Genomic DNA, 21,892 nt, shown 5'->3' with positions numbered 1-21,892 from the left:
AAAAAATTAGTGCTTAAAATGTCTGATGCCAGTGGTAACCATTGCGATACCTTTTTCGTTCGCCATGTTAATGGAATCCGCATCTTTAATTGAACCACCTGGTTGAAGGACAGCCGTAATACCTGCTCCGGCAGCGATTTCAACACAGTCAGGGAATGGGAAAAAGGCGTCTGAAGCCATTACCGATCCGATTAAACTGAAGTTGAAAGCATCTGCTTTTACAATTGCCTGTTTCAAAGCGTCAACTCTTGAGGTCTGTCCAACTCCACTTGCCAGTAAAGTATTATCCTTTACAAACACAATTGTGTTGGATTTAGTATGTTTTACAATTTTATTTGCGAAAAAAAGATCTTTTAGCTCCGCAGCTGAAGGTGATTTCTCTGTAACGGTAACCATTTGATCAGTTCCTTCGATAATTAAATCTTTATCCTGCTCAATCACACCGTTCAATAAAGTTTTGAATTGTTTTTTACCCAATTCAACAGGGTTGCGCTGAAGAATTACCCTGTTTTTCTTTGCTTTGAACAGTTCAACCGCAGCAGATTCGTAAGAAGGAGCAATCAGCACTTCAAAAAACAATTTGTTGATTTCGGTCGCTGTAGCTAAATCAATTTCACGGTTTGCAATCAGTACACCACCAAATGCAGATACAGGATCACAGGCTAAAGCATCGTCCCAGGCTTGTCCGATCGTTTCTCTCGAAGCAATCCCGCAGGCGTTGGTATGTTTTAAGATGGCGAAAGTAGGTTCGATAAATTCATCGATCAAACTCACTGCTGCATCAACGTCAACCAGGTTATTGTAAGAAAGTTCTTTTCCGTTTAATTTGGTGAACATTTCATCCAGATTTCCGTAAAAAACACCTTGCTGATGTGGATTTTCTCCGTAACGAAGAGTTTTTGCAGTATTGATACTTTGTTTGAATAAAGTAAGCGGCTCTTCAGTATTGAAATAATTGAAGATTGCTGTATCGTAGTGAGAAGAAGTGTGGAATGCTTTTTTAGCATAAGCTTTACGCTGTGCTAAAGAAGTTTCCCCATTTTGTTCTTCTAATTGTTGTTGAAGGGTTGCATAGTCATCTTTTGAAGCAAGGATCACTACATCATTAAAGTTTTTTGCAGCAGCCCTGATCAGAGATATACCGCCAATATCAATTTTTTCAATGATTTCTTCTTCAGAACCACCAGCTTTCAGTGTTTCTTCAAAAGGATATAAATCAACAATAACCAGGTCGATTTCAGGAATTTCATATGCTTCAATCTGTACTTTGTCTGCTGCCAGGTTTCTGCGGTTTAAGATACCACCGAAAACTTTTGGATGCAAAGTTTTAACCCTTCCGCCTAAAATAGAGGGATAGCCTGTCAGATCTTCAACAGCTGTAACAGGTAAATTCAAGTCTTTAATGAACTGTTCTGTTCCACCTGTAGAAAACAACTGAACACCTTGCTGTGCAAGCAAGCGAACAAGTGGTTCTAGACCGTCTTTGTAATATACTGAGATTAAAGCGTTTTTGATCTTTATTTGTTGACTCATTGGGTGTGATTTTTGAGCCGCAAAATTATGATTTTTAAGCGATAAATTTCAGAGAGAAATGATAAAAAGTACCTTATTTTTTTATCTTTTTCAAAATACTCTCCACAATACGGGGATAATGTTGGTGTTCAAGCTGTTGCCCCTTGAATTTTACCATTTCCAAATTGTCATCTTTATCAATTTTATATTTGGCCTGATAGATGTATTCTCCTTCGTCATAATTTTCATTTACGTAATGAATTGTGATGCCGCCTTCAGTTTCTCCTGCTGCCAGTACTGCTTTATGCACATGATCACCATACATTCCTTTACCGCCAAATTTAGGGAGTATGGCAGGATGGATATTGATAATACGGCCGGGATATTCTGCAATCAGGTTTTGAGGAATCAGCCAGAGAAAACCAGCCAGAACAATCAGGTCTATATCCAGATTTTTTAATAAATTGATGATAGATTCGGTCTGATAGAATTCTTTTCTGTCAAAAATGTGAGAAGGAATTTCAAAATTATCTGCACGTTGTAAAACGTATGCATCAGGGTTGTTGGTCAATACCAGCGCAATTTCTACTTCAGGACTGTGTTTGAACAGTTCCATAATTTTCTGGGCATTAGAACCCGAACCGGAGGCAAAGATTGCTATACGTTTTTTCATTAGTATTTATTGTTCTTTAATGGTATTCAAGCTGGCTACGCCGGTTTTCATTAGTTGTTTATTGTTCTTTAATGGTATTCAAGCTGGCTACGCCGGTTTTCATTAGTTGTTTATTGTTATTTAATGGTATTCAAGCTGGCTACGCCGGTTTTCATTAGGGATAGCGTTGAATCCATATAAAGTAGTTTTTTGTCAAAAATAGTATTTTGAGTATTGAATGAAAGGGTTTAATGAGAATATATTCATTTTTTAACCTAAGTAGCTGATTATTTTGATCTAATTTCCAGTCTTCTTTCAAACTGAATTATGAAATCTCTAAAAAAATCACATCTAGATACCACACGATCAAAGTCAAGAGCCTCAAATATTTCCGGACAGTGAGATTCTTCAAATCGCTTGCGCCCCTTATAGGTAGCTCTCTTCAATTCTTCTTTAGGGTTCGAAATCATCATAGGGTTTTTGTCTGCTTTGATCGTAGTACCATATTTGGAATTAAATGTTTCAATATCGCCAAAGATCATGGCTTCTAGTTCCCAGATGTTAAGTAGAAAGATATTTTGATTTCCACAAACCTGATTGAGTGAAGAAAACCATTCGTTTTTGAGTTGTAATAGATCTTTTTGAGTATGGAGGCCATCTAAATCCCGAATAAATAAAATGAAACTGCATTTATTCAATGACATTTCTGCTCCAACAGCTCTTTTCGTCTTTATGCTGTCTAATTGGTGACCTCTGATACGTTTCAATAAAGGTTGAAAATGTACGCGGCCACTATATTTCTTATTCAATAATATCTTCAATGAAGAGGTGTCATTTGGATCTTCTCCTACCAAGCCGACTCTAATCATTCTTCTAGATCTGAAAGTGACCAGTAATCACTTAAGTAACCCACTTCGTTCATATAGGTTTTTGCTTTGTGTATTTGCTCTGGATTGAGATGGTGAAGTTGTGTTCCTTTTTCACGATCGTATACAGCAATGAGAATTTTATCCAGTTCGTCTTCTTCCAGATGATCCAGCGCTTTTGGCGAGTGAGTGGATAAGATGATCTGCTTTTGTAAGGATTGTTCCTTGATAAATTGCATGAGGAGATCAAACTGATGTGGATGAATGCCAAGTTCAGGCTCTTCTATGAGGATTAGACCTGTCTTATTGTTAGTGATTTCCGTAATTAAATAGAATAACCGTTTAGTTCCATCAGAAAGATGTGACCAGGGAATCCAGCGCTCGTTAATAAGGAATTCCAGTTTAATGTTTTCTGCTGTGATGGATTTCTCGTCTCTATAAATGTTAATACCTTCATTAAATCTTAATCCCTGAATAGGTGAAAAGCGTATGAGGTTCCCGATAGATTCTTCAGGAATAATCAGATTTTCCAAGAACCAGGATACATCTACGCTCTGAATGATTTTTTCTCTCTCAAAAGTATCTCTATCTTCTGGTAATGCCATAAGTTTATCTTCATAAGTATTCTGGAAACTATACGAAGCATTATCGATTATATCTGTTAAAAAGCGAGTAGTTTTGCCAAACTCCCAATCGATAAAATCGTAAATCAAGGGGATTTGTATAATTCCCGGTGTTGCAATTCCATCCAGTTGCTCTGTAAGATTGAAGCGGATATAAAGTGGGGATATAAAGCTATGACCCAGCTTTAAAAGGATAGTATTTATGCTTCTGCTTGATTTTATTTTTTTGCCATTAAAATCAAATTCTTTGCCAATGATTTCTTCGTCATAACTGTCAAATACTATGGAGTCATTGATGAATAAGCTATGGTGATACAACTCATCATTGACTCGGTTACTTTCTCCTAATAGATTTTTCTTAGTTGGTTTTCTGATGTTAAGATCGAATCTATTGTTGTTTCTGTCATTGAGTTTCAGAAATGCAGATTGAAAGGAAAATCCTTTTTTTTTATAAATAGTAGCTATTGCTGAATCAAGAAATTCTAGAAAATTAGACTTTCCTGCGCCATTTTTTCCTATAAGAATATTCAACCCTGGATTTAGCCTAGCCTCTAAATCCTCAATAGATTTAAAACCTTTGACATGTAATTCGTCAAGAAACAAGGATGGAAGATTTTCGTTTTCTGGCATTGATATTAGGTTTTCTACAAATTTAAAATATTGTCCCCCAATTTACTAATTATAGCTGTGAATGCTTGAACTAAAAAAATACAGGCCTGACTATCTTCACATAAATTCTTCCAGAATTTTTAGTACCTATCTTTTTTCTCCTGTGACGGATATGTCTATGTCTATTCCTGATTTGACTTGACATTCTGGTATAGTACTGTAGGGGTTGTGGTATACATTGAAGTAGGGTTGAAGCAGGGTTCGACTACCCTTGAAGTACCTCAGGCTACTTCAATACTACTTCAATGCTAGTTCAAGGCTACTTCAACCTACAACACAACCCCTACAGTACCCCTGCACAATAGGTGTTTTATAGTAAGATTACTTGATGTCATGGAAGATGAAACTGTAGTTGATATGAATCACACAGACAGATAATATAATTATATAGTTTGTTATATAATAAACTGCATGATTGTGATATCACAACTAATGTAATACTGTATTTTTGCAAAATATGGTGAATCAATATTTAAGAATCTTATAATCAGATTATAGTATAATCAAGAATATTTAAAATATTTGTAATATCGTTTTGCATATTAAAAACATAAGTTCTATATTTGCAGTCCGAAAAAAGGATAAACAGGGTTTGTTGTAATGATCAGACCTTTACATATAAAAATATTATTATACTAGAAAATGGCAAATCATAAATCATCTTTAAAAAGAATCAGAGCAAACGCTACTAAACGTTTACGTAACAGATACCAAGCAAAAACTACTCGTACTTTTGTTAAAAGATTACGTGCATCTGTAGATAAAAAATCAGGTCAGGAGTTATTGCCTAAAGTGATTTCTATGTTAGATCGTTTAGCTAAGAAAAATGTTATTCACAAAAACAAAGCTGCAAACAACAAATCTAAGTTAACTAAATTTGTTAACGGCTTAAAATAGTAATAGCTTTACAATATTGTAAACGGGATAGGCTTTGGCTTATCCCGTTTTTTTGTTTATGGTAAAATATGAACAGAAAATAGGAATTAAATCATTGGCGCCTGCCGACCGTCCACGCGAGAAACTAATTCTGAATGGCCGCAGGCATTTATCGGATGCAGAGCTGATTGCTATCCTGATCAGTTCGGGAAATCAAACGGAAACCTCCGTAGAGGTGAGTCAGCGGATACTGCTTAATTATGGGAATGACCTCGATTTACTAGCTAAAGCATCCTTCCAGGAACTAATCTTGTTTAAGGGGATAGGAGAGGCTAAAGCATTGTCCATTATTGCAGCACTTGAACTTGGTCGCCGCAGAAAAGAAAAACCTCATGAGGAATTCCCTCAGATCCACTCTTCCAATGATGCATTTGATTTATTGCGCCCTGTAATGGCAGATCTGGATCATGAAGAGTTCTGGATGCTGATTTTAAATAAAGCCAACTTTGTAATCTGCAAACACATGATTAGCAAAGGGGGACAGGCGAGTACAACTGTTGATCCGAAAATCATCTTTGAAAAAGCAATTGCCATGAAGGCGGCTTATCTCATCCTTGCGCACAATCATCCTTCGGGTAACTGTAAGCCTAGTAAAGAGGATATTGAAGTCACTAAAAAACTGGTTGAAGCTGGTCTTTTATTAGACACCCCTGTGCTTGATCACCTCATTATTACCAATAAAAAGTTCTATAGCATGGCAGATGAAGAAATTATTTAGTGTCAATTCTTCCATGTTTATGGGCTAATCAATATACAGCAAAGCATTATTTTATATCTTTGCATTTTAGAAGAAAATATAACATGAAGATATCATACAACTGGCTTAAACAATTCATACAAACTGACCTTAATCCACAGGAGCTTTCATTGATTCTGACCAATATCGGTCTGGAAGTGGAAAGCCTTGAAAAAGTACAACCAGTGGTGGGTGGTCTGGAAGGATTAGTGATTGGCCATGTGCTTACATGCGTTCAACATTCCAATGCAGACAAGCTGAGGGTTACTACGGTAAATGTTGGGGCTGCAGAAGCGATTCAGGTTGTATGCGGTGCACCAAATGTTGCTGAAGGACAAAAAGTTGTTGTAGCAACGGTAGGGACTACTGTTTATCCGAATGAAGGCGAACCTTTTAAAATCAATAAATCAAAAATCAGAGGCGAAGTTTCTGAAGGGATGATTTGTGCAGAAGATGAAATTGGTCTGGGTGGTTCTCATGCTGGTATTATGGTCCTTGCAGAAGACGCACTGATCGGTCAGCCAGCTAAAGATTATTTCAAAATGGAAGATGATTACCTTTTTGAAATTGGATTAACGCCAAACAGAGCTGATGCAGCTTCACATTTAGGGGTAGCCAGAGATTTAGCGGCTTACCTGAGAATTGATTTGAAAATGCCAGCTATTGTTTCTTTTAAAACAGCAAATGAGAATTTAACAGTTGCTGTTGAAGTTGCCGATCCAATTGCCTGCCCGAGATACAGCAGTGTTTCGATCAGTGGGGTAACGGTTAAAACTTCTCCGGACTGGTTACAGGATAAATTAAAAGTAATCGGCATCCGTCCAATTAATAATATAGTAGATATTACCAATTATGTGCTGCATGGTTTAGGCCAGCCGCTTCATGCTTTTGATGCAGATCAGCTGTCAGGAAAAAAGATCATTGTACAAAAGGTTGCTGAAGGAACTCCATTTGTTACTTTAGATGGCGTAGAACGTAAGTTATCTGCTGAAGATCTGATGATCTGTGATGCAGAGAAGCCAGTAACGATTGCAGGTGTTTATGGTGGTAAGAATTCTGGAGTGAGTGCAGAAACTAAAAATATATTTTTAGAGAGTGCTTATTTCAATTCGGTATCGGTACGTAAAACAGCGAAAAGGCATACTTTAAAAACGGATGCTTCTTTCCGTTATGAGCGTGGTACTGATCCTGAAATGACAGTTACAGCTTTAAAATATGCTGCCTTGTTGATTCAGGAACTGGCAGGTGGAGAGATTTCTTCTGTAGTTTCAGATATATATCCAGCGCCGGTTGCTCCGTTTGATTTAGAGGTTAGCTATAAAAATATTACCAGGCTGATTGGTGCAGCTATTCCGGATGAGGAAATTAAAGCGATCATTACCTCATTAGGTATTACGGTTGCTTCAGAAACAGCTGAAGGCTTATCTTTAAAAGTTCCGAGCTTTAAGGTAGATGTTACACGTGAGTGTGATATCACTGAAGAGGTATTGAGAATTTACGGCTATAATAATATAGAGATCCCAAATAAAGTGAATGCTTCACTTACCTTCTCTGCCAAGCCAGACAGAGAGCAGACACAACATGTGGTTGCAGATATGTTAACGGCTAACGGTTATTTAGAAATCTGGTGTAACTCTTTAACTAAAGGCACCTATTCTAAAAATACGGAAGAAGTGGTACAGATTCTGAATCCTTTAAGTTCAGACCTGAATGTAATGCGTCAGAGTTTACTGATGCCGGCACTGGAGAGCGTTGCTTATAACCAGAACAGAAAAAACGGGGATGTTAAGTTTTATGAATTTGGTAAAACTTATCATTTGATAAATGAAAAATATGTAGAGCACCCAAGATTGTTATTGGTGCTTTCTGGTTCGGATGCAACAGAGCAGTGGAATCAAAAGCCTGCTCCGGTGAGTTTTTACAACTTAAAGGCTGCAGTTGATGCGGTAATTGGCAGATTGGGAATTACAAATTACCAGACAGAAGAAATTAGTGATGAGAACTTTGCTTTCGGGTTGAAGTATTTCAGAGGGCCACAGGCAATTGTTTCTTTCGGTGCGGTAACTGCAGCAGATAAAAAACAAACGGATGTAGATAAGGATGTTTATTATGCAGATTTTGACTGGGCTTTATTATTGGATATTGTCAGAAAGAATAAAGTAATCAGCAAAGAGATTCCTAAATATCCTGCGGTAAGAAGAGATCTTTCTATGCTGGTAGATACGGATGTCACCTTTGAAGCTTTGAAAACAATTGCTTTCAAAACAGAGAAGAAATTGCTGAAGAATGTGCAGATTTTTGATGTGTATGTTGGTGATAAACTACCGGAAAATAAGAAGTCTTATGCATTGAACTTTACTTTACAGGATGATCAGCAGACTTTGACTGACAAGCAAATTGATGCAGTTATGCAAAAGATTATCGCTAACTTAGCCCAAAGTGCGAAAGCAGAGATAAGAAAGTAATTTTATTTGTTACTTTTAGGAATAATATAAATACTATCAATTTTTAAATAAAAGATGTCTTCGGTTGCAGAACAATTAGATTCAGTATTACATAAAGCGGCCCGGCTTATCGAGCTTTGTAATGCATTACAAGAGGAAAACGAGTTGTTGAAGCAGGAGAATTCATCTGTTAAGTTAGCCTTGAATGCGGCGAAAATTAAGAACTCAGATTTGGATGAGAAGATGAGGGTGCTTAAATTGGCGAAGAGTATTGAAGGGACAAGCGAGAAGACACTTGATATAAAGCAAAAAATTAACGATTTTGTGCGTGAAATCGATAAATGTGTAGTGTTGCTTAAAAAATAGGGATTACACGAAATTGAAACAAAGCTAAGAAATGGGAGAAATCTCGATAAAAATAACTATCTCGGACCGCATTTACCCTTTAAAGGTGAATATGGAAGAGGAAGAAATTGTAAGGCGGGCAGCCAAAATTATTAATGAGCGTATAAAGGACTATCAGGAAAATTATGCGGTCAGAGATAAACAGGATTTGCTATCTATGGCAGTATTGCATTATGCAACAGCTGTGTTAAGGGTAGAAAATAAAGTGCAGGATCAAGATACTGCAGTAGCTGAAAAAGTTGAAGAATTAGATAGTTTACTGAACGATTTCTTTACCAAATAGGATCGGTCCGTAATTTCAAAGCGTATAAAGGAATTTAACCGTTGTTGAATTTTTTGTTTCATGTTTCGTAATCTTTAAATACAGGCAGGTGGCTGGGATCAGTTGCTGTTAATCACTGCATGTATTTAGAGCGGCAACGCAGGAAACTTAAAATTGAACAACGGTTTTTTTTTAAGTCAGAATTTAAGAAAGGTAAGGAGAGGCTTGCATGAGCATAGGTTATGTTTATGCACGTTTATATATATAAATTAAAATGGAAATAATAGGAATAATTGGATATGTACTGGCCAGCTTAGTTGTTGGAATACTGGTTGGCAGATATTTACTGCGCAACCTGTTGAAAAAACAGGAGATTGCTGCACAGTCAAAAGTGAAGAAGATCTTGAAAGAAGCAGAAAGTAATGCAGAGATCTTAAAGAAAGACAAGTTGCTGGAAGCTAAAGAGAAGTTTTTACAATTGAAAACTGAACATGAGCAGGAAGTAAATGCAAAAAATAACCAGGTAAATCAAAGAGAAAACGCGATTAAACAGAAGGAACAATCTGTGAACCAGCGTTTGGAAAACATGAACCGCAAGGAACAGGAACTGGATAACAGCAAGAAAAACCTGGATAAACAGACTGACATTGCGCTTAAAAAGCAAGAAGAGGTTGACTTGCTGAAAAACCAGCATGTGAAACAACTGGAAACTATCGCCGGATTAAGTGCTGAAGAGGCAAAAAACCAGTTGGTAGAAAACATGAAGCAGGAAGCCAGAACTCAGGCAATGATCCAGGTAAAGGATATTGTGGATGAAGCGAGGTTAACTGCAACTAAAGAAGCTAAAAAAGTCGTGATCCAAACTATACAGCGTACAGCTGTGGAAGCAGCGATAGAAAATACAGTTTCTATTTTCCATATCGAAAGTGATGAGATTAAAGGCCGTGTAATTGGTCGTGAAGGTAGAAATATCCGTGCACTTGAAGCAGCGACTGGTATTGAGATCATTGTCGATGATACACCTGAGGCAATTATTTTATCAGGATTTGACCCGGTAAGAAGAGAGATTGCCCGTTTAGCTTTACACCGTCTGGTAACTGACGGACGTATTCACCCGGCACGTATTGAAGAGGTGGTCGCAAAAACGAAGAAACAAATTGAAGATGAAATTGTAGAAATAGGTGAACGCACGGTTATTGATTTAGGGATTCATGGTCTGCACCCTGAGTTAATCAGAATGGTTGGACGTATGCGTTACCGTTCTTCTTATGGACAGAATTTACTGCATCACTCCCGTGAGGTTGCTAATTTCTGTGCAACAATGGCAGCAGAATTAGGCTTGAATGCTAAGATGGCTAAACGTGCAGGATTACTGCATGATATAGGTAAAGTACCTGATGATAACCCTGAATTGCCTCACGCTATTTTAGGAATGCAGCTTGCAGAAAAATATAAGGAACATCCTGAAATTTGTAATGCAATCGGAGCTCACCATGATGAAATCGAGATGACTTCTATGATCTCGCCGATCATACAAGCTTGTGACGCAATTTCTGGTGCCCGCCCTGGTGCAAGACGTGAGGTTGTTGAAAGTTATATCAAGCGTTTAAAAGAATTAGAAGAGCTGGCTCTTTCTTATCCTGGTGTAGAGAAAACTTTTGCTATTCAGGCTGGTAGAGAATTGAGAGTGGTAGTTGAGAGTGAGAGAGTAACTGATCAGCAGGCAGAATTACTGGCAGCGGATATTTCTAACCGTATTCAAACGGAGATGACTTATCCTGGTCAGATTAAAGTTACTGTAATCAGAGAAACCCGTTCGGTTGCCTTTGCTAAATAAATGGCTCAATAAATATTATTACCGAAGCGATAGATTATTCTATCGCTTTTTTTATTTTTATACAATGAAGAAGCAGAAATCCCCGGTGGAAAAATTGGAGCGTAAAAAGGAAGTGGATATTCTATTTGATACCTACTCAGAAAGTCATCAGAATCCTTCTAACGAATTGATTCACTGGGTTTGTGTGCCTTTGATCGTATTTAGCTTATTGGGAATGATCTGGGCTATCCCTTTTCCACATCTGGCTTTCCTTGGAAAGTATAATGGTTTTGTGAACTGGGCTTCTTTTGTGATTGCTTTTTCAGGATATTATTATTACCGTCTGTCGCCGGTACTTTCTTATTTGATGATCTTATTAATCTTTGCTGCTGCTGCTATAATTGTACAACTGGAGAAGTGGGAATTGGCTGGTGGACCTGCACTGTGGCTGGTTTGTGCAGTAATTTTTGTGCTTTCCTGGATTGGACAATTCATCGGTCATAAAATCGAAGGAAAGAAACCTTCATTTTTACAGGATGTTAAGTTTTTGTTAATAGGTCCTATTTGGTTATTGCACTTTATCTGCATTAAAATGGGATTAAAATACTAAATAAACCGTTTTTAAATACTGGCCAGCCTAGGTGTTAATGCTGGGTTGATCTTATGGTTAACTAATGGTAATTTTCAGGTTACTTGCTGTTAATATTGTGGTAATACTTTTGCCTGTACACTAATCAAGGCAAAATTGAAATTACAACTAAAACTTAAAGAAGCTATAATTACGTTATTTTGCGTATTTATAAGTGCGGCAGGATTTGCACAAAGTACCGGTAAAATAGCAGGTACTGTAACTGATAAAAAGACTGGTGAGACTCTTATTGGTGTTACCGTTAAAATAAAAAACACATCGAAAGGTCTTTCCACAAATGTAGAGGGAAGATATATTATCGAAGGCCTGGCTCCAGGTAAATATACTGTACAAGCATCTTATGTAGGGTATGCCACAAAAGAAATTACTGAGATAGCGGTTGGCGCAAATTCTGCCACTACGATTAACATCGTAATGGAGGAATCAAATTCTCAGGACTTAAATGAAGTCGTGATAACTTCTAAAGCTCGTCAGGAATCTGTAAGCACATTATATGCAAATCAGAAAGCTAACCTGAGTATTTCGAGTGGTATTTCTGCTGAGCTGATCAGAAAGAGTCCTGATAGAAATACGTCAGATGTGTTAAAACGCGTTAGTGGCGCAAGTATACAGGATAACAAATTTATTATCGTCAGAGGTTTATCGGACCGATATAATTCAGCTATGCTTAATAATGCTGTACTACCAAATACAGAAGTTGATAAAAAAGCATTTTCATTTGATATTCTTCCAGCCAATTTAATTGATGCAATTGTTGTCAATAAAACTGCTTCTGCCGATATTCCCGGAGATTTTTCAGGAGGCGTTGTACAGATAACCACTAAAGATTTTCCAGATAACAAATTCCTTAACCTTTCTTTAGGGACATCTTTCAATACACAGTCAACTTTTAAAGATTTTTTGAAAACTACCAATGGTGGAAACGGAGTTTTTGGTACTTATCATAAGGACAGAAATATTCCTTCTTCATTTCCATCGAGGTCAGATTATTTAAATTTGCCTGTTGCTGACAGGGTATCCATGTCAAAACAATTCGCGAATAATTGGGGATACGGTGGCGTGAAATCAATATTGGGGCCAATATTTCAGGCGAATTACGGTACAACAAAAAGATTTAAAGATGATAGCCAGTTTGGTACTGTATTGTCACTTTCATATCGTTATGATGAAAGATTGAAAGAGAGTGAGCAAAAAGCTTATGCGGGAGATGCTTTAGGTGATCAGTTTAATGATAAAGTATATAGTTATAATACAAATATCGGTGGACTTGCAAATTTTGCCTATTCATGGGGCAATAATAAAATCGCATTAAAAAACATCTATAACAAGGTCCTTGAAAACCAATTCACTTCTCGTGAAGGTTTTGATGATTCTCAAACTAAGTTTCTAAGAACTGCTGATTATCTGTTGCAAAGGTCATTAATCTCAAATCAGTTAACAGGTAATCACTTGTTGTCTGAAGAGCGCAAAATTAAATTAGACTGGAATCTGAATTTTGCAAATACGGATAGAAAAGAACCAGGTTTTAAAAGAATGGAATACCAGGAGGAAAATGGACAGCCAGGTTATACCAGGGCCAGTATTCCTTCTTCAGGACAGGCTGACCCCAGATTCGGTGGTAATTTCTCTTCTAAATTGAATGAAAACTTATATGGTGGATCATTTGATATTACAGTGCCGGTAAAGTGGTTCCAGGATAATAACAAGATCAAGTTTGGTTATTTTGGACAGTATAGAAAACGTGATTTTGCAGCAAGGGTAATTGGATTTTCTCGAAATGGCACATTTGATACTTCTTTGCTAAATCTACCTCAGGATCAGATTTTTGCTCCTGAGAATATCAGAGAGAATGGTTTTGTACTGAATGAGATTACAAACGGTGCTGATCAGTACAATGCGAATTCATTTTTAAATGCGGGTTATGTGATGTTTGACGGTTATCTTACTGAAAAACTAAGATTAGGTATTGGTGCGAGATTAGAATCGTACCATCAAAAGTTAACCAGCGCTGACAATACTTTTACCCCATTAGTAGTTGATACTACTTACACCAACTTGCTGCCTTCCGTAAACTTAATTTATAACCTGACGGAGAAGGCTAATATTCGTCTATCTGGCTCACAAACTGTAGGGAGACCAGAGTTTAGAGAGATTGCTCCATTTAGTTTTTATGATTTTAATAAAAACGTTTCAGTTGTTGGTAATCCTGATTTGAAACAGTCTAAAACTACTAATGTGGACCTTGGCTACGCTGTTTACCCTTCGTCCGGTCAGGTATTTTCAGTATCTGCATTCTATAAACACTTTGACCTTCCTATAGAACAAAGCTTGCAGCTGGGTACTTCAGGAAGAACTTTTGGCTATACCAATTCTGAATCCGCAACATTGTATGGGATAGAAATGGAATTCAGAAGGTCTTTGGATTTTATAGGTGAACGATTTAATGATTTTACTTTCAGTACGAATGCATCTTATATGAAATCGAAAGTAAAAGTATCTGAAACAGTAAATAAAACAGGCGAACGCCCTTTACAAGGTCAATCCCCATATTTAATCAATGCGGGTGTGCAATACAATTCAAAAGCAGAAAATTCAATGGGCGTTAGCTTGTTGTATAACAGAATTGGAAAACGGATCTGGGCCGTAGGGAATGTGCAGGACCCAGATATTTATGAGAAATCAAGAAACGTACTCGATCTTCAGATTTCAAAAAAGTTTGCTAAGTCAAGAGCTGAGGTCAAATTGAATTATAGCGATATCCTAAATAACAAAGCCATATTTTATCAAAAGCCAAGAGGAACAGATCCAAATGCTGGGTTTGATGCAAAAACTGATCATATAAATATTTCTGATCGTTTTGGTTCGACTATTACACTTGGTTTCTCTTATAGAATCAAATAGACTAAACCTGATTTAATACTAATAACTCTAAACTGAAAACAAAATAGCCTTATAAATTCTAATTATCACACTGAAAAAAATGAGAAACAAATTAAACTTAGGCATAGTTGCCTTATTAATGGCTGGTACTGCAACTTTTACCGGCTGTTCAAAAAGTACTGATAATCCTGTTAATCCTATTGTTAACCCACCAGTAAATTCAGGTCCATCAAATGCTCTTTTAGCTGATTCTTTTTTTGAAAAAGTAACCTACAGAGGTGCTTTTGGAACAACAGACTGGACCGCTGGCTGGGCAAATTTCACACCAAAAACTACGGTTTATGGTGCTGCAACAGAGACGTTAGCTGGAAGTATTACTGCGAACAGAACACTGGACGCAAGTAAGGTCTACTTATTATCTGGTTTTGTGTATGTAACAGATGGTGTTACCTTAACAATTCCTGCAGGAACTGTGATCAGAGGAGATCAAACTTCTAAAGGTACACTTGTTGTTACCCGTGGTGGTAAACTAATTGCAGAAGGTACCGCTGCTAAACCAATTGTATTTACTTCTAATAAAGCTGTTGGTGAAAGAGCTCCTGGTGACTGGGGTGGAATAATTGTTTTAGGAAAGTCGACAAATAATATACCAGGTGGTACTGGTTTAATTGAAGGTGGTTTAACTGCTCCATTCGGTAATCATGGTGGTACTGATGCTGCTGATAATTCAGGTGTGCTAAAATATGTACGTGTTGAATTTCCTGGTATCGCATTTCAGCCTTCGAATGAAATCAATGGTGTAACATTTGGATCTGTTGGAAGTGCAACAACTGTTGATTATATACAGGTTGCTTACTCTGGTGATGATTCATTTGAGTGGTTTGGTGGAACAGTAAATGCGAAACACCTGATATCGACCGCTAACGTTGATGATGTGTTTGACTTTGACAATGGTTTCTCCGGAAAACTTCAGTTTTTAGCAGGTCAGCGTGATCCTGCATTAGCAGACCAGGGTGGTCAGTCTAATGGTATTGAATCTGATAACTCTGAAAAAGACTTTGTTGTTGCGCCAAAAACACGTCCGGTTATTTCTAATCTGACTTTAATTGGTCCTGGAAACGTGGGTAAAATTGACGATAAACATGAATATGCTAATATGTGGAGACGCGGATCGAAAATGATTCTTGCAAATTCTATTTTTATAGGTTTCAAATATGGTATAGATGTTCGTAACAAAGAAACCAGTGATGCATTAACAGATGGTTCATCATTAATTAAAACTAATATCTATCAATCGTATACTGCAGGTAGAGATGTGGAAGTTGGTCTTCCAAACAACGGTTCTTTTGCAAGTGTAGATTTATTGAAAACTTACCTTACTGCAAATGCGAACACAATAATTGATGAGACAGCTGCTTCAGCTTTATTGTCAGCTCCATTTAGTCTTACTGCTCCTAATTTTACTTTAAAATCAGGATCTGTAGCTTCAACAGGCGCGTCATTCTAATTGAATTAGATTAATACTAATATTTTCTAAGAGCTGGTCATTATGATCAGCTCTTTTTTGCGTTTTATGGGCTACTTAACACAAGCTTAATATTAACACAATATTACTTTAAGGCTTCTTGTTGTTTACATGTTAAGATTATATGCTGTATAAACCGTTTTATTGACCCTTTAATCACATTTTTTAATCCCGTTTTAATCCAATCTTAATTTAACATTAAACCTGCGTCGCTTTAATGTGAAATTAATATTAACGTCACATTGCTGCCCTAGTTTTACAAAAAAAACAGAAGCAAGAAAAATGAAAAAATTTCTAACAATTAATCTCTCCTGCGTGATGCTTACTTTTCTCCTTTTTATGGGGTTAGGAGTAAATGCTCAGGTAACGACATCAAGCGTTAACGGTAAAATTAAAGATGCAAAGGGACAGACTATTCCCGGAGCCAGTGTTTTAGTTTTACATGTTCCAACCGGAACTAAATATGGTGCGGTTACAGGATCTGATGGATACTTCCGTATCAATAACTTAAATCCTGGTGGACCTTACAAAATCACTGTAACTTATGTAGGTTATAATAAACAGGAAAAAGACATTAACAGCCTTGGTCTGGGTACTGACCAGCGCTTAGACTTCACCTTAACAGATGAAGGACAACAATTGAGTGAAGTAACTGTTAAAGGTACAAAAGGCGGTACTAAAATTGGTTCGGGTACTCAGATTGGTGAGCAGCAAATCAAAAATATGCCAACTGTAAGCAGAAGCTTAACGGATTTAACCCGTACAACTCCACAAGGCAGTAAAGATAACTCTTTCATGGGGACCAACTTCAGATACAATAACGTAACTATTGATGGTGCGATTAATAATGATGCCATTGGTTTCAGTCCTTCATTAGGTGGTCAGAGCGGAAGTTCTGGTATGCCAGGTAGCAGTACAAGAACAAACCCGGTATCGATTGATGCGATTCAGGATGTTCAGGTGTTATTAGCTCCTTACGATGTTAAGATTGGTAACTTTACTGGTGGTAGTGTGAATGCGGTAACGCGTTCTGGTACCAATGATGTATCGGGATCTGTTTATGGTTACGGTCGTAATGCTGATTTGATTGGTAAAAACAAAGCTGGTGATGGTTCAAAAGAGCCTTCTGCTTTTCATGATTACCAGACTGGTTTCAGATTGGGATTCCCTATTATTAAAAATAAATTATTCTTCTTTACAAATGAGGAGATTACCCGTCGTCAGGATCCTGTGATCTTAGGTGCTGGTTCTCCTGACATGAAAGTTCTGACTTTAGATCAGGCGCAGAAAATCTCTGATCTGATGAAGAACAAATATGGTATTGATGCTGGTTCTTTTGGAAACTATAATATCTATGCCAGATCAAATAAATTCTTCAATCGTGTAGACTGGAATATCAATGATAAAAATCAATTGACTATCCGTAACAACACCATTACTTCTGAAGCGACGAATTTAGAGCGTGATCAGTCAAACTTTAGATTTGGTGGTATTGATTATAAACAAACAAATAATCAAAGTTCTACTGTTGCTGAGTTAAAAAGCAGAATTAATAATGAAATGTCTAACAGCTTAGTAGTTGGTTATTCAAATATCCATGATTATAGAACGCCAACTTCTAATCCTGCTTTGCCGCAGATTGAAATTAGCGGAGCAAATGGTGGAACTATCTTTTTGGGTACAGACCGTGAAGCGAGTATTTTCAATATGAAACAAAAAACATTTGAATTTACTGACAACTTTACTTTAACTAAAGGAAAACACACGTTTACTTTTGGTACGCACAATGAGTTATATAATATCACTTATGGTTTCGTGAATGCCTGGAATGGTCGTGTATCTTATAGTAGTGTAAATGATTTCCTGAATGGCATTCCTAACCGTGTTCGTACCAACTACAATTATGCTGACAATACAAGGGATAACATTATAGCTAATCCACCAGCACAGTTCAAGTTAAATATGTATAGTGTTTATGGTGAAGATCAATGGCAAGTATCTGATCGTTTCAAATTAACTTATGGTTTGAGATTTGATTTAGCTGATATGCCAAACAAACAACCTTTAAGTTCAAAAACTACTGGTTCTCCTGTAGATGCTAACTATGGTACAACTTTTACTTATACAAAACCGAACGAGATTAAAAATAGCTTCTTCGGTCAGATTCAAATCTCTCCTCGTGTTGGATTTAACTTCGACGTATTGGGCGACCAAAGTTTAATTATGCGTGGTGGTAGTGGTTTATTCACAGGTAGAGTTCCTTTTGCATGGTTAGGTTATGCTTATTACAATAACGGGGTAACTTATGGTGCATATGATAACGATAAGACTAAAATTGCATATACAGCAGGAACTGATCCAATCAGAGATGCTTTGAATGGAAATGGTGAAGCCGGATTTGTTTCTAAACAAGTTGATAAAAATGGTAAACCAATTAATGTTAATGATCCAAATGGTGCAACTCAGGTAGATTTAATTGATAACAATTTCAAAATGCCTAAAACATGGAGAAGCAGTTTAGCTTTTGATTATAAAACTGAGAACCAATGGAAATTTACAGTAGAAGGTATTTATACTAAAGTTATCAATGATTTGAAATTCCAACAGATCAATATTACTGATAACCCTACTTATTTGGTTTACGATACGCAACATCAACAACCAATTTATGCAAAGACTCCAATTAATCCTCTATATACTAATGCTTACTTGCTTTCTAATACAAGTAAAGGATACCGTTACAGTGTGACTGGTCAGGTTTCAAAATCTTTCCCTTTCGGTTTAGATGTAATGGCGGCTTATACTTATGGACAGTCTAAAGATTTGACTAACGGTATCAGAAATTCAATGGAATCTAACTGGCAGTTGAACCAGGCTTTAAGCCCTAACAATCCTCAGTTAGCGACTTCTAACTTTGATGTACGTAATCGTATCATATCTACAGTTAATTATAGATTTGCATGGGATAAGGCGAATAAATATGTATCAAGTTTTTCTTTGTTCTATAGTGCACAATCAGGTTCCCCTTACTCTTATGGATTCCTGAATACTACGATTAATGGAACTGGTCAGAACGTAAGTCTGGCTTATATTCCTAAAGCTGGTGAAACTGTTAATTTCTTTAAAGATATAGCAGCCGTACCCGCAACATCTACAGCACCAGGAACTCCGGCATTTTCAGCAGTGGCACAAGCAGCAGCGTTTGATTCTTATATCGATGGTGATAAATATCTTAAAACAAGAAGAGGTAATTTCACAGAAAGAAATGCAGCACGTACACCTTGGAATACGCAACTTGACTTCCGTTTTACTCAGGATATCAGAATCGTAGAAAGCGGAAAGCATAAACATACTTTAACATTCACTTATGACATCGTTAACTTAACAAACTTATTAAACAAAGACTGGGGAGTTCAGTATTTCTCTCCTAACACGTATAACTCAATGGCAAGTATAGGTTTGAAACCAGGAACAGCTGGAACAGCTACTACTTATCCGACTTATACATTTAATAAAGATAATGCAAGTAGTTATTCAAAAGACTTCTTTGCATCAAGATTCCAAATGCAATTTGGCTTGAGATACAGCTTCTAACAAATAGTCTTTACATAAAAAAGGCGTGTTATCAATAGATAACACGCCTTTTTTATGTAAAGACTATTTGTTAGAATTTTTTTTGTTTTCTGTTAAATATGTTGTTTTTACTGATATGTTAATTTTGTCTTAATGAAGCCTTAATAAGATGTTTTTACATTGTAAGAAAAATAAACTATGAAAAATAAATCTATTTTAAAGCTCTCATTAATGAAAGTGGCTTTTATGTTAATATTAGCTATTGTGGTTGGCTCGTCTTGTAAGAAAACAGAACAACCCGTAGCAGAGAATACAAATACCGAAGTAAAGACAGAAATTAACTCTGTTTCTAATGAAAGTTTAATTAAATTTTTGTCTATAACCTTAAACGTAGATAAGAAAGAAATCAGTTATGATAGCGCGATCAACGAGTTCATCATAAGAGGACATAAGTTTACCAGGGATCAGGTTAAGTCTGACTATTCTTCTGCAAATGTTTACCAATCAACTTTCGGGAAATAATTATGAAAAGTTTAAACCTAATTAAAAAAGCCTTTCTTCTGTTTGCTTTGGTTATTGTTAATGCTTTCATCTCAAAAGCTGATGTAGCATTGAATTCGTTTAAAATTCAGGCAGCTTACCAAGTATCAGGGCAGTTGAAAGTAACAGATGCGAATGTGAAAACGGCTTTTAAATTTGAGGTCATGTTAAGTAGGAATCTATTAGCTAATGGTAGCTACGAAGACCCAACTTCAACTGTTACATTGGTGTATTCTAATTGTGGAGTATGCGGAACATATCAGGAGATTTCTGCTCCAAGGCAAATTACCAATAAGGATTTTAAGCAGGGAGCAACAGACTGGGACTCAGGTTATGCATATTTACAGTATGATAAAGCTTTAACTGCTGAATTACCAGCGAAAATAACAACAGGCTCCCTAATGATTAAGTTAACATATTATGATAGCAATCAGAAGAAAACTTTGACGAAGTATCTATCAAATAATATGATTGGTATATTTTATGCACCTGTTACAGTTGATATCTTTGATCTGATAACTTATCCGGCGCGTCGTTTGAGTGATGATGTGCCAGGTAACGGTGATCAGTCAGTGAATCATCTTTTGATAGAACTTAATCCTATTGGGATTAAATTACCTGCTGAACAGTTAAATTTGAAATGGAATGCCTCAAAATTGACTTCAAATGAAGTTACTATATCTCTATATTCATCATTTCTTGATAAGCCAGCTATTCGGATGAAAAAAACAATCCCAAACACAGGTAGTTATGCTGTTGATTTTTCCTCGTTAGATCTGCCTTTCGCTTATATCCCGATGTATAGGTTCTATATTGTAATAGAAGATGTATCGGGTCATAAAACTGGAAGAAGTGGTATTTTTCACTTTGTTAATGATCATGCCGGCCTTTTTGATAGTAGTTTTCCAAATGCTTTCCCAAATGCTTTTTGGATATTCAGGCCGGATAGTTCAGGTTCTTATAGTGAAAGGCTTACTGCTAACTGGTTACCAGATAGAATAAGTGCAACTAATGTATCAATTGATTTATATGATGGTTCAGGTATTCTTGTTAAAAGGCTAACTGAATCTACTCCAAATAATGGTTATTTTACCAGACCTGGGGATAATAGTATACCAGCTGGGAATAGTTTTTTCTACCAATTTAAGATTACTTCACTTGAAAATCCATCTCAGGTTGGTTACTCTGAGATGTTTAATAATTGGAATGATTAGCATTTGGTAAATGAAATTTTTATGATCTCAATGAGATGATAGAAAATAGCATTAATGAATGGGATAACATCTCTTTTATGGAAGATATAACAAAAAATCCTTATCTAAATTAATAGTTAAGGATTTTTTGTTATATAAAAATATTTAAATTAAGCTTAGGATGTTAAAGTGGAACATATTCTGCCTGATTTAGAATATGAGGACCGATATACTTACTAAGTGACTGAGGGGTTACAACTTCGACTTTTCTTCCTAATAAATCTTCCAGAAAGAAAGATAAGTCCATAAAGTTATCATAGGTCTTTTGCTCAGGTTCAAATTCGACTAAAAGGTCGACATCACTATCTGCATGGAGCCTACCGGTAATAAAGGAGCCGAATACGCTTAATTTAGACACGCCAAATGATCTTAACTTGTGGCTGTTAGCTTTTAGTAAAGAAAATAAGGATTGTTTATTTTGAACCTTCGTCTGCATATCCAAAGTTAATCAAAAGATTTAACTTAAATAAAAATCCCATATTGGAGTATTGGAAATTAGTTAATCTCTGTAAGTTTCTGCTATATTGGCCCCGAAATGATGATTTATTCAT

Annotated in this window: 17 protein-coding genes; 12 read left to right on the top strand and 5 right to left on the bottom strand. The window is 36.5% G+C overall.

The features are described 5' to 3' along the window. Positions 1–6: 6 nt before the first annotated feature. The 4 genes from purH to AY601_RS17055 all read right to left on the bottom strand — a co-directional run bounded on the left by purH (position 7) and on the right by AY601_RS17055 (position 4,283). A complete protein-coding gene (gene purH, locus AY601_RS17070) occupies positions 7–1,533 on the bottom strand; it encodes a bifunctional phosphoribosylaminoimidazolecarboxamide formyltransferase/IMP cyclohydrolase (RefSeq protein WP_068403228.1) in 1,527 nt (508 codons plus the stop codon). A 73-nt stretch (positions 1,534–1,606) separates the two neighbouring features. Next, positions 1,607–2,185: a phosphoribosylglycinamide formyltransferase gene (gene purN / locus AY601_RS17065; RefSeq protein ID WP_068403226.1), complete on the bottom strand. Its 579-nt coding sequence runs from the start codon at positions 2,183–2,185 to the stop codon at positions 1,607–1,609. A 266-nt stretch (positions 2,186–2,451) separates the two neighbouring features. Next, a complete protein-coding gene (locus tag AY601_RS17060) occupies positions 2,452–3,033 on the bottom strand; it encodes a DUF4276 family protein (RefSeq protein WP_068403224.1) in 582 nt (193 codons plus the stop codon). Further along, complete coding sequence (locus tag AY601_RS17055) at positions 3,030–4,283, bottom strand: AAA family ATPase (RefSeq protein ID WP_068403222.1); 1,254 nt, start codon at positions 4,281–4,283, stop codon at positions 3,030–3,032. Before AY601_RS17055 ends, AY601_RS17060 begins: the two co-directional genes overlap by 4 nt. 681 nt (positions 4,284–4,964) lie before the next feature. On the opposite strand from AY601_RS17055, the gene rpsT reads away from it, so the two are divergent. The 12 genes from rpsT (at position 4,965) to AY601_RS16995 (ending at position 21,302) form a co-directional block, all read left to right on the top strand. Next, positions 4,965–5,219: a 30S ribosomal protein S20 gene (rpsT, locus tag AY601_RS17050; protein ID WP_041878275.1), complete on the top strand. Its 255-nt coding sequence runs from the start codon at positions 4,965–4,967 to the stop codon at positions 5,217–5,219. Between the two features lie 58 nt (positions 5,220–5,277). Then, on the top strand, positions 5,278–5,976 hold the full coding sequence (gene radC / locus AY601_RS17045; protein ID WP_068403220.1) for a RadC family protein: 699 nt from the start codon (positions 5,278–5,280) through the stop codon (positions 5,974–5,976). Positions 5,977–6,059: 83 nt separating this feature from the next. Continuing rightward, on the top strand, positions 6,060–8,459 hold the full coding sequence (gene pheT / locus AY601_RS17040; RefSeq protein WP_068403218.1) for a phenylalanine--tRNA ligase subunit beta: 2,400 nt from the start codon (positions 6,060–6,062) through the stop codon (positions 8,457–8,459). A gap of 54 nt (positions 8,460–8,513) precedes the next feature. Further along, positions 8,514–8,804 carry a hypothetical protein gene (locus AY601_RS17035; RefSeq protein WP_068403216.1) on the top strand — a complete coding sequence of 97 codons (291 nt, stop codon included), beginning with the start codon at positions 8,514–8,516 and terminating at the stop codon, positions 8,802–8,804. A 31-nt stretch (positions 8,805–8,835) separates the two neighbouring features. Then, positions 8,836–9,126, top strand: coding sequence for a cell division protein ZapA (locus tag AY601_RS17030; RefSeq protein WP_041878266.1), 291 nt, complete (start codon positions 8,836–8,838; stop codon positions 9,124–9,126). A 253-nt stretch (positions 9,127–9,379) separates the two neighbouring features. Continuing rightward, the gene (rny, locus tag AY601_RS17025) at positions 9,380–10,942 is read left to right on the top strand and encodes a ribonuclease Y (protein ID WP_198163544.1); all 1,563 of its coding nucleotides are present in this window, start codon (positions 9,380–9,382) and stop codon (positions 10,940–10,942) included. A 64-nt stretch (positions 10,943–11,006) separates the two neighbouring features. Further along, complete coding sequence (locus AY601_RS17020; RefSeq protein ID WP_068403214.1) at positions 11,007–11,531, top strand: DUF962 domain-containing protein; 525 nt, start codon at positions 11,007–11,009, stop codon at positions 11,529–11,531. Between the two features lie 135 nt (positions 11,532–11,666). Further along, a complete protein-coding gene (locus AY601_RS17015; RefSeq protein ID WP_068403212.1) occupies positions 11,667–14,471 on the top strand; it encodes a TonB-dependent receptor in 2,805 nt (934 codons plus the stop codon). Between the two features lie 79 nt (positions 14,472–14,550). Next, on the top strand, positions 14,551–15,957 hold the full coding sequence (locus tag AY601_RS17010) for a hypothetical protein (RefSeq protein ID WP_068403210.1): 1,407 nt from the start codon (positions 14,551–14,553) through the stop codon (positions 15,955–15,957). Positions 15,958–16,257: 300 nt separating this feature from the next. After that, positions 16,258–19,569 carry a TonB-dependent receptor gene (locus tag AY601_RS17005; protein WP_068403208.1) on the top strand — a complete coding sequence of 1,104 codons (3,312 nt, stop codon included), beginning with the start codon at positions 16,258–16,260 and terminating at the stop codon, positions 19,567–19,569. 177 nt (positions 19,570–19,746) lie between these two features. Next, entirely contained in the window at positions 19,747–20,070 is a 324-nt protein-coding gene (locus AY601_RS17000; protein ID WP_068403206.1) for a hypothetical protein, read from the top strand. 2 nt (positions 20,071–20,072) lie between these two features. Beyond that, positions 20,073–21,302, top strand: coding sequence for a hypothetical protein (locus AY601_RS16995; protein WP_068403204.1), 1,230 nt, complete (start codon positions 20,073–20,075; stop codon positions 21,300–21,302). Between the two features lie 163 nt (positions 21,303–21,465). On the opposite strand, the gene AY601_RS16990 is transcribed toward AY601_RS16995, so the two are convergent. Continuing rightward, positions 21,466–21,777 (bottom strand): nucleotidyltransferase family protein, encoded by a 312-nt coding sequence (locus tag AY601_RS16990; protein WP_068403202.1) that lies wholly within the window; start codon positions 21,775–21,777, stop codon positions 21,466–21,468. Between the last annotated feature and the right edge of the window lie 115 nt (positions 21,778–21,892).

Origin of the sequence: Pedobacter cryoconitis (genome assembly GCF_001590605.1) — a bacterium.
GTDB classification, from domain to species: domain Bacteria; phylum Bacteroidota; class Bacteroidia; order Sphingobacteriales; family Sphingobacteriaceae; genus Pedobacter; species Pedobacter cryoconitis_A.
The sequence above is the reverse complement of the archived record's forward strand: the minus strand, read 5'-3'. Positions and strand labels throughout refer to the sequence as shown.

What these genes read in the sequence shown, in the direction of transcription:
- purH (WP_068403228.1), bottom strand. Translation starts at nt 1,533, where the DNA reads ATGAGTCAACAAATAAAGATCAAAAACGCTTTAATCTCAGTATATTAC.
- purN (WP_068403226.1), bottom strand. Translation starts at nt 2,185, where the DNA reads ATGAAAAAACGTATAGCAATCTTTGCCTCCGGTTCGGGTTCTAATGCC.
- AY601_RS17060 (WP_068403224.1), bottom strand. Translation starts at nt 3,033, where the DNA reads ATGATTAGAGTCGGCTTGGTAGGAGAAGATCCAAATGACACCTCTTCA.
- AY601_RS17055 (WP_068403222.1), bottom strand. Translation starts at nt 4,283, where the DNA reads ATGCCAGAAAACGAAAATCTTCCATCCTTGTTTCTTGACGAATTACAT.
- rpsT (WP_041878275.1), top strand. Translation starts at nt 4,965, where the DNA reads ATGGCAAATCATAAATCATCTTTAAAAAGAATCAGAGCAAACGCTACT.
- radC (WP_068403220.1), top strand. Translation starts at nt 5,278, where the DNA reads ATGGTAAAATATGAACAGAAAATAGGAATTAAATCATTGGCGCCTGCC.
- pheT (WP_068403218.1), top strand. Translation starts at nt 6,060, where the DNA reads ATGAAGATATCATACAACTGGCTTAAACAATTCATACAAACTGACCTT.
- AY601_RS17035 (WP_068403216.1), top strand. Translation starts at nt 8,514, where the DNA reads ATGTCTTCGGTTGCAGAACAATTAGATTCAGTATTACATAAAGCGGCC.
- AY601_RS17030 (WP_041878266.1), top strand. Translation starts at nt 8,836, where the DNA reads ATGGGAGAAATCTCGATAAAAATAACTATCTCGGACCGCATTTACCCT.
- rny (WP_198163544.1), top strand. Translation starts at nt 9,380, where the DNA reads ATGGAAATAATAGGAATAATTGGATATGTACTGGCCAGCTTAGTTGTT.
- AY601_RS17020 (WP_068403214.1), top strand. Translation starts at nt 11,007, where the DNA reads ATGAAGAAGCAGAAATCCCCGGTGGAAAAATTGGAGCGTAAAAAGGAA.
- AY601_RS17010 (WP_068403210.1), top strand. Translation starts at nt 14,551, where the DNA reads ATGAGAAACAAATTAAACTTAGGCATAGTTGCCTTATTAATGGCTGGT.
- AY601_RS17005 (WP_068403208.1), top strand. Translation starts at nt 16,258, where the DNA reads ATGAAAAAATTTCTAACAATTAATCTCTCCTGCGTGATGCTTACTTTT.
- AY601_RS17000 (WP_068403206.1), top strand. Translation starts at nt 19,747, where the DNA reads ATGAAAAATAAATCTATTTTAAAGCTCTCATTAATGAAAGTGGCTTTT.
- AY601_RS16995 (WP_068403204.1), top strand. Translation starts at nt 20,073, where the DNA reads ATGAAAAGTTTAAACCTAATTAAAAAAGCCTTTCTTCTGTTTGCTTTG.
- AY601_RS16990 (WP_068403202.1), bottom strand. Translation starts at nt 21,777, where the DNA reads ATGCAGACGAAGGTTCAAAATAAACAATCCTTATTTTCTTTACTAAAA.